Origin of the sequence: Hymenobacter mucosus (genome assembly GCF_900188255.1) — a bacterium.
Lineage (GTDB): Bacteria > Bacteroidota > Bacteroidia > Cytophagales > Hymenobacteraceae > Hymenobacter > Hymenobacter mucosus.
The window spans coordinates 1-5,013 of sequence record NZ_FZNS01000027.1; the positions used below are offsets into that span (position 1 = coordinate 1).

Sequence of the window (5,013 nt, forward strand, 5' to 3'; positions counted from 1 at the left end):
CCCCCTCAAACGATTCCCGGCGGCCAATTTCCTTCGTTTTCGTGCCCTCTACGCTCGCTAACTGCCGGGCAAGGGTCTTTTCCCGGTCTTTGGCGCTGGCGCTGTCCTGGGCGATGCTGGCCGCCTTGCTGGCCCGCTCGTTGGCTGCGGCGAGCTGCCGGGCCAGCTCCGCGTTCAGCCGCGCCTCCTGGTCGGCCCGCCACTTGCTCAGGTTGACCAGGTCCAGCGCACTCGGCCCCTCGATGCGCAGGCGCGTGGCCGGCTCCGGCTTGGTCAGCGTGGCCAGCTCGCCCCGGCTCCGTTCCTGCGCTCCGTAGACGTGCCGCATGACCTCATGCTTGGCGCGGCTGTGCTCTACCCCCCGCTCCATCCCGAACGGCTTCATGGCCTCGGCGTATTCGGTTTGCAGGGCACGCAGGGTCTTCGGGTTGAACACGTCCTTGGCCGACAAGCGACCGTCGGCCGTGATGGGCACGACGACCGCGTGAAAATGGGGGGTTAGCTCGTCTTGGTGCAGGGTGCAGCTCACCACGTTTTGCTCCCCAAACTTGCCCTTCAAAAATGCAATATTGGCCTCGGCCCACTGGCTGCCGTGCCAGTCGTGCGGGGTTCCATCGGCCTGGCGCTTGAACGCCTCCGGGCTGGCGGTCAGCAGCACCTCCACCCCGCGCACCGAATCATGCCGGACTTTGGCCCCGGCCTCCTGAATGCGCTCGGTAGCCAGCTCCCAATAATTGCGCTCGGCCGTGTTGATGTACTCCCGGTTGAGGGGCTTGCGCTCAGTATCGGCGTTGGGCGTTTCGCGCTGCCGGTAGTTGTGGGCGGTCTTGGCCGCGCCCGCTTGGGCGGTCTTAATCTTGGCAACTCGGCAAATGGCGTAGGGCATGGGGCGGTGGGGAAAGAGGCTGGATACTGCGTAGGGCCGGCTGCAAGCCCCACACCGGACGAAGTCCGGTATAGTGGGTTATACCGTTGTTTTTCTCGCGCGGTTTTAGGCCTGTTATTTACGCTTATTACTTACGCTAACGGGCCTTTTTCAGGGTACATATTAGGCAAAACTTACGCTTATCGCTTACGCTAATACCCTTATTTACTCCCTTTGAGGCGCTTCATTCGGGTAGCCTGGGCGTTCATTTCCTGCTGCTCGTTGTACTGCACCTTCTCGATGATGGAGTTGTGAGCTACTCCGGCCCATCCCTGCACCAACGCCCGCAAACGACTAAACGCCTCGGCTGCCGGCAACCCCTCGACCTGTACCAGTGCTTCGGTGGCTGACCGCCCGACCGCGACCAACTTATCCGCCAAATACCGCTCGTCTCCGCTCGCTGGCTTCCCCCATGCCTCCCCCCGCTTGATGAGCTGATGCTGCACCACCCGGCACGAGACCGAACAGAATTTCCCCCCTCGACGCTTCGGCTCGTAGTCCTTCCCGCACTTCTGGCACTGTGCTATCATAAGGCTAAAGTACAAAAGGGAAGAGAAGATTAGCAGGACTGAAAAGCCACAAAACCGGTCTTGTTCATTTCCTCCTTGTGCCGTTTCCGGCCCCGCACCCCCGGATTGGTCATTTGCGAGATGATAGTGTGCGCTCCGCTCCGCTCCTTTTTTCCTCAGTTAACGGCCGCGTCCTGCCGCCTGTTCCACCCCTCATTGTGCCCATTTTTTGAAAATGTGCCCCTACTGGCTGGAAACGGCTTTTTTGAAGCGCCGTTTTTGTGTCCTTTTTCCAACCAACCCCAAATCGGAGCTTTACAGGGCTGCCCTATTTAGCAGAGCCGCTTAATGCCATGCCGTTTTCAACGCCCGAAAGACTAAGGGGTGAAAAGCGGCAAAAATCGAATCGTCCGCCAGGATATATAAGCTAAAAAATTACCTCACATGGCACACCTTATTGAAATAGCAGCCCTACTCGCAGCAGCAACCCCCTTCCTCAAAGAAATCCGTCTGTGGGCCACTTCACGCAACAAATCTCCCCGCTCGAAGCGGTAAGCCTTCCCCGTTCCGGGGATAGGTTTTCTTTGGCATGTTCCCCGCCGCGCTTGCCTGGGTGGTTCTTCCCCACTGCCCCAAACAGCGCGGCGGGGAACATGCCTGAAAACCTAAACACCGCTCAGCACAGGGCGAACCTTCAACGCTGAGCGGTGTCTGAGCTGGGCCAACAGAGGGCGAACCTTCAACGCTGGCTTGCGCGTCTGGGGGCTGTTTTATTCCTGGCCGGTTGCTCCTCAGCAGAGCCGGTTACGCTTCAAACAGCCCCCAAACTTAAGGTCTTTTTCCCTTTTGTGGGTGTTATTAAACAAATAGGGGAAAACCTCCGGCTTGAAAGCCCAACAGGACCGCGCAGGAGGTGGAACCGGAACTTTCGGTCAGGGAAGAAAGGGGAGACGGCAAACGCCTCTAAGTCCCTGCTACCCCAGCGTTCACGGCCGGTTGATTAAATACGCCCCGCCCACCAGCAGGGCGACCCCGACAAGTTTGGAAACCGACCAGGCGCTCCGCTCCAGGCCCAGCCACCCGGCCTGGTCGAGCAGCAGGGCCGTCACCAACTGGCCGGCCACGACCAGGGCAAACAAGTTGGCGGCCCCCACGCGCTTCAGCGACCAGGTGATGGTCAACACGTACCCCACGCCCAGGAGGCCGCCGGTCCAGCCGTACCACGGCACCCGGGCCAGGGCGGGCAGGGCCAGCGGCGGGGCCTGGGTGAGCAGCAGCAATACCCCGGCGACCACGCTGCCGCCCAGGTAGGAGATGAGCACGGCCCACAGCACATGCGGCACGGCGGTTTTGAGTTGGCTATTCACGGCTGACTGTAGCGTAATCGCTGCGCCGGCCAGGACCAATAATCCCAGGAGCAGGTATTTCATAGGAGGATTTGCCAACATCCACGGCCGTCAGGTAACGGCTTGGCTTTTTATTGAGGTACCAGTAAGGTACTATCAAATGATAATGTGAGGAATGGATGGCACCAGCGCCAGAACAAACGTTCGTTTTTACTGTCCTTTTTCGATGGCCTTAAGGGACGTGTAAAACCATCGTTCCTCGCTACTCTTACGCCGCATTCATACCTTACTGGCAGCATTCAACCTGCTTAGCTTCCGAGTCGGAGGTTTTCCCCTATTTGTTTAACAACACCCAGCAAAGCCCGTGCCGGTGGCGAAAATCAAGGCCGGGGAGTCGGCGCGCCACCCGTTTTCCACGACCACCACTTCCCCCGTATCCAGCGCGTACCCCCGGGCGAACTGGCTGGGGATGGTCACCCCTTCGGCCTGGTCCAAGCGCACGCCCTGTTGCGTCAGGTAGGCGAGGGCCTCTTCCGTCGTCACAACGCGGCAATCTTCGGAAGTGGCGGGCAGCTTTTTGGTGGCGGACATTGGGGGCGGAGGGTAAGGGGACGACAGCAGGGCGAAATAAAAGGCTGAATGACGTACTGTAGGCAAGTCTACAAAAACGGTCATTTCATTTTCTCATTGATAAGAGAAATTATTTGGTTAAACCCTTGATTTACTTGCTCTTTCAATTCAGATTGGCCCTGCTCTAATCTGGCTTGTCCTTCTGTTAACTGTTGCGTTCGAGTAAGTAAAAACTCGATGTTATCGCTCTGGGTGGTTAGCGAGTTGGTGACAACTACTGTGAGTTGTCGCACTTGGGCAGATACTCGTTCTACTTTGGCTGCCGTTTCATCCTGTTTAGCAAGCATTTCGCTAATGACAGGTTCCAGTTGGTCTAGACGTTGTTCAGGTGTTGGCATGGGTGGTTGGAATATTGGTTTGCTCAAAAAGGTCTAGTTGAGGCTTGGGAAAGGGCGTTTTTTTGTCCTGCTGCACTACATATTCGTTCACCATCACAAGCCGGCTACCATTGAAGAAAATAGCGGGGTTAATGAAGAAGGTGTAAGCCTTGTGAGTACGAGCTATAAAATTATTTTTAAGTAATTCACTTACACCACTATAAATAGACGCTTTGCTAGTATAGCCTGTGAATTTCATGCAGTCTTCTAAGTCAAAAAGCACCTGGTCTTTGGACACATGTAGGGCATCCAAAAAGTACCCAAAAGCCTTGATTCCAGCACTGCTCAGGCAAAACAAAGTCTTAATATTGCCCTTAAAAATCTTTCTAAACTCTTCTTTATCAACTACATGCTTTGTACCAATGAGCATACTATGCTCTTCCCCTGTGTCGGTGTTCACCATCGCAAACTCTTTAGGGTTGCCTACCTGCACCACTTTGTTCCGAGTGGGAACCACTAAAGAGGTCAAATATGGGTTGCTTTGGTGTACTGGAAAGGAAGTAAGTTTTCCAGCTTTTTCCATTTTTTCCATACTGTGAGTTCATTTTATGAGCCACAAATATAAACTATAAAGTCAGTCATTTTGGACGTATAGTTCAAATTTTAAGCATAAAATTTGAACAAATAGTTTTCATACCTTGAACTCTCAGTTCAGGAACCTTGAACTTTTTTTTTGGATAACCTTCTTATTACTAATATTTTATCCATTTTTCCCTTCTTAGCTCTTAAAAAGGGGTATTTCTTACCCTCCCATGCTTACGCCTCTCCCTCCTCGGCTTTGCCCTTTGCTCTGGGTCTGGTCGCGCTGCGCGGTGCGTTGCACGGCCTGGTCGTAAGCCTCTTTCATCGACACCCCGCCCGGCTTCAGCTCGGCCAGCTCGAACCGGCTGCCGGTGGCCGTGTGGCGCAACTCGCCCTGTTTAGTAGCCGCGTCCTCCCGGTAGGTGTAGCCTGGGAGCTTTTTTAGTTGCTCGGTCAGGTCGCCCGCTTGCCGAATAGGGGTCTTTAGGGCCTGCTGAACGTGTTTTTCAGCCTCGACCTGCATACTGGAGCGAATCTGCTGGCCGTACGCCAGCACGTTCGCCGGCAACGTCTCGCCTTGTACCGCGAGCACGGCCGCCCGCTTGAATCCCCCCTCAAACGATTCCCGGCGGCCAATTTCCTTCGTTTTCGTGCCCTCTACGCTCGCTAACTGCCGGGCAAGGGTCTTTTCCCGGTCTTTGGCG

Annotated in this window: 7 protein-coding genes; all 7 read right to left on the reverse strand. The window is 55.5% G+C overall.

The features are described 5' to 3' along the window. Positions 1 to 886, reverse strand: an 886-nt coding sequence (gene mobV / locus CHB83_RS23310; RefSeq protein WP_089334535.1) for a MobV family relaxase, incomplete at its 3' end; no start/stop codon positions are given. A 200-nt stretch (positions 887 to 1,086) separates the two neighbouring features. Next, a complete protein-coding gene (locus CHB83_RS23315; protein ID WP_143437270.1) occupies positions 1,087 to 1,470 on the reverse strand; it encodes a hypothetical protein in 384 nt (127 codons plus the stop codon). 950 nt (positions 1,471 to 2,420) lie between these two features. Beyond that, entirely contained in the window at positions 2,421 to 2,864 is a 444-nt protein-coding gene (locus CHB83_RS23320; protein ID WP_179225632.1) for a DMT family transporter, read from the reverse strand. Between the two features lie 258 nt (positions 2,865 to 3,122). After that, positions 3,123 to 3,455, reverse strand: a complete 333-nt coding sequence (locus tag CHB83_RS23325) for a hypothetical protein (protein ID WP_143437271.1) — start codon at positions 3,453 to 3,455, stop codon at positions 3,123 to 3,125. Continuing rightward, positions 3,452 to 3,748, reverse strand: coding sequence for a hypothetical protein (locus tag CHB83_RS23330; protein WP_143437272.1), 297 nt, complete (start codon positions 3,746 to 3,748; stop codon positions 3,452 to 3,454). The genes CHB83_RS23325 and CHB83_RS23330 overlap by 4 nt, the downstream gene beginning before the upstream one ends. Then, entirely contained in the window at positions 3,735 to 4,319 is a 585-nt protein-coding gene (locus CHB83_RS23335) for a hypothetical protein (RefSeq protein ID WP_089334540.1), read from the reverse strand. Before CHB83_RS23335 ends, CHB83_RS23330 begins: the two co-directional genes overlap by 14 nt. 210 nt (positions 4,320 to 4,529) lie before the next feature. Then, positions 4,530 to 5,013, reverse strand: a 484-nt coding sequence (locus CHB83_RS24010; protein ID WP_179225633.1) for a hypothetical protein, incomplete at its 5' end; no start/stop codon positions are given.